3 protein-coding genes are annotated in these 2,581 nt (G+C 68.3%); all 3 read left to right on the top strand.

Going from position 1 to position 2,581, the window contains the following annotated elements; genetic code table 11:
* On the top strand, window positions 1–802 hold an 802-nt coding region (locus tag AC1DOC_RS28810; protein ID WP_478131032.1), incomplete at its 5' end, for an acyl-CoA dehydrogenase family protein.
* Between the two features lie 32 nt (window positions 803–834).
* Complete coding sequence (locus AC1DOC_RS28805; protein ID WP_027729635.1) at window positions 835–1,773, top strand: glutathione S-transferase family protein; 939 nt, start codon at window positions 835–837, stop codon at window positions 1,771–1,773.
* 117 nt (window positions 1,774–1,890) lie between these two features.
* A partial coding sequence (locus AC1DOC_RS28800) for an SDR family oxidoreductase (protein ID WP_478131031.1) occupies window positions 1,891–2,581 on the top strand: 691 nt, incomplete at its 3' end.

Raw genomic sequence — 2,581 nt, 5'->3', positions numbered from 1 at the left:
GCTCGTGGGCGAAGAGGGGCGCGGCATTCCGCAGATCCTCGAGATGGGCACCATGACCCGGCTCGACTGCGCGCTGGGCACCAGCGGCCTGATGCGGCAGGCGCTCGGCATCGCGATCAACCATGCGAGCCAGCGCATGGCCTTCGGCAAGCCGCTGATCGGGCAGCCGCTCATGAAGAACGTGCTGGCCGACCTCGCGCTCGAAAGCGAGGCCTCCACCGCGCTGGCCATTCGCCTCGCGCGCGCCTTCGACCGGCAGGCCGACGAGCACGAGCGCCTGATGGCGCGCCTGCTCACGCCGGTCGCCAAGTTCTGGATCTGCAAGCGCGGCAGCCACTTCGCCCAGGAAGCCATGGAATGYCTCGGCGGCAACGGCTATGTGGAAGAGGGCGGCGAGGGCATCATGGCGCGCATCTACCGCGAGATGCCGCTCAACTCGATCTGGGAAGGCGCCGGCAACATCATGGCGCTCGACCTGCTGCGCGGCCTGCGCAAGGGCGATGCGCTGGCCGCATTGGCCAAGGAGCTGGCGCCCGCGCGCGGCCAGCATGCGGCGCTCGACCGCCTGGCCGACGCGCTGCCGGCCCGCATCGAGGCCATGGCTTCCGAGGCCGAGGCGCGGCGCCTCGCGCAGGACGTGGCCCTGGCGGTGCAGGCGGCATTGCTCGCACAGACCGCGCCGCCGGCCGTCGTGGGCGCCTTCTGCGCATCGCGGCTGGGCGGCGACTGGGGCAATGCCTTCGGCACGCTGGGCGCGGGCACCGATTTCGATTCGATCATCGAGCGCGCGCAGCCGCGCTGAGCTCCAACATTTCATCCACGGGAAACCAGCACATGGCCGAACTCATCCTGCACCACTACAACACCTCGCCGTTCTCCGAGAAGGTGCGGCTCATCCTTGGCGCCAAGAAGCTGGCGTGGAAGTCCGTGCTCATTCCGCCCGTCATGCCCAAGCCCGACGTGGAGGTGCTCACGGGCGGTTACCGCAAGACGCCGTTCCTGCAGATCGGCGCCGACGTCTACTGCGACAGCGCGCTGATCGCCGACGTGCTCGAGCACCTGCAGCCCGAAGCCACGCTCTACCCCGAGCCCGAAAAAGGCATGTCGCGCATCCTCGCGCAGTGGGCCGACACCACGCTGTTCTGGGCCGCCATGGCCTGGAGCATGCAGCCCCGCGGCGCGGCCGAGCTGTTTGCGAAAGCGCCGCCCGAAGCCGCCAAGGCCTTCGGCGAAGACCGCGCGAAGATGAGCACGGGCAACATGACGCGGCTGCGTCCGGCCGATGCCACCAGCGCCTACAAGTCGTACCTGCGCCGCCTGTCCGACATGCTCGACGACAAGCCCTACCTGCTCGGCGAGGTGCCGTGCATTGCCGACTTCTCGGTCTACCACCCGCTCTGGTACACACGCCGCATCGACTCGGTGCGCGGCATCCTCGATCTCACACCCGCGGTCATCGACTGGATGGACCGCATGGCCGCCATCGGCCACGGCAGCATCGAAAAATCCAGCTCGGACGAAGCCATCGCCATCGCCAAGGCCGGCACGCCGCACACGCTGCTGACAGACAGCACCTTCCAGGACGACCACGGCATTGCGCTGGGCAGCGCGGTCACCATTCGCGCCGAGAGCTTCGGCCTGGAGGAAACCCCCGGCACGCTGGTGGCCGCCACGCGCACGCACTACACGCTGGAACGCAGCCACGAGCGCGTGGGCACGGTGCACGTGCACTTCCCGCGCATCGGCTATGTGCTGAAGAAAGCGGAGGCCTGAAGAAGAAGCAGAAGCGCCGGCATGGGCACCTTCGTGACTGCGCCGCGGCGCGTTCCGTATTTCAATAGCGGCTCCAACGTCAGTCAGAGACATTCAACGCAAGAAGGACACCGGCAAATGATTCAGGACTTCAAGGGCAAGACGGCCGTACTCACCGGCGCGGGTTCGGGCTTCGGCCTCGAGTGCGCGCGCATCGGGGCTGCGCGCGGCATGAACCTCGTGCTGGTCGACGTGCAGCAGGACGCGCTCGACAAGGCCCGCGCCGAGATGGAAGCCGCCGGCGCGCAGGTGCTGGCGCGCAAGGTCGACGTGTCGGACGCCGCGCAGATGGAAGCCCTGGCCCTTGCGGTGAAGGAGCGCTTCGGCGCGCCGCACTTCGTGTTCAACAACGCCGGCGTGGGCGCGGGCGGCCTGGTGTGGGAGAACACCGTGGCCGACTGGGAGTGGGTGCTGGGCGTGGACCTGTGGGGCGTGATCCACGGCGTGCGCCTGTTCACGCCGATGATGCTCGAGGCCGCCGCCAAGGACCCGGCCTACCGCGGCCACATCACCAACACGGCCAGCATGGCGGGCTTGCTCACGCCGCCCAACATGGGCATCTACAACGCAGCGAAAGCCGCGGTGGTGAGCCTGACCGAGACGCTGTACCAGGACCTGACGCTGGTCACCGACCAGATCGGCACGAGCCTCCTGTGCCCGTACTTCGTGCCGACCGGCATCACGAGCAGCGAGCGCAACCGCCCGAACGCGCCCAAGGAAACCGAGCTCACCAAGAGCCAGCTGATCGGCCAGGCCATGAGCAACAAGG

The sequence above is a fragment of the Variovorax sp. 01T439_2 genome, from assembly GCF_056398445.1.
This window is presented reverse-complemented; position numbering and strand designations above follow the sequence as displayed.

What these genes read in the sequence shown, in the direction of transcription:
- AC1DOC_RS28805 (WP_027729635.1), top strand. Translation starts at nt 835, where the DNA reads ATGGCCGAACTCATCCTGCACCACTACAACACCTCGCCGTTCTCCGAG.